The sequence below is a fragment of the Oleiphilus sp. HI0117 genome, from assembly GCF_001635235.1.
Window position 1 is genome coordinate 1 of record NZ_LWGA01000492.1, and the last position, 463, is coordinate 463.

Genomic DNA, 463 nt, shown 5'->3' on the forward strand with positions numbered 1-463 from the left:
GTAGTTGAACGTGCGAATGATCTTGCTGGGGTCTATTTCATTGGTCCTGTTTAGAGTAACTAGAAATGTTTCGGGAGCGTCGTCGAAGTTCTGCAGGATGTTCATGTTGTAAGTCACCATGGCACAATCATTAGCGCGCTGAGGAATATGATAATTCCAAGCCGCCCAGGCCAGTTTTTTCTTAGGCATGAGGCGAGTATCTGTATGCAGAGTGACGCTGTTGTCCTGATAGGGGATTGCGCCAAGAATCTCGCTCTCTTTTTCAGACACATCGCCGAGTAGCCGTAAGGCTTGATCGCTATGGCAGGCAAAGATGACCTGATCAAAGGTCTGCACAGAATGGTCGCTAAAGGTAATGGCCGCCTCGCTAGGGCTTCGTGTTACCTTTATGATATTGCTGTTAAGGTGAATGTTGTCTTTAAAACGCTGTGTAATCGGTGCTATGTAAGACTCTGAACCATTC

1 protein-coding gene is annotated in these 463 nt (G+C 46.9%); it reads right to left on the reverse strand.

The genetic code is table 11. The features are described from left to right. The coding region (locus tag A3757_RS05560; protein ID WP_197469837.1) for an FAD-dependent oxidoreductase at positions 1-463 on the reverse strand (463 nt) is incomplete at both ends.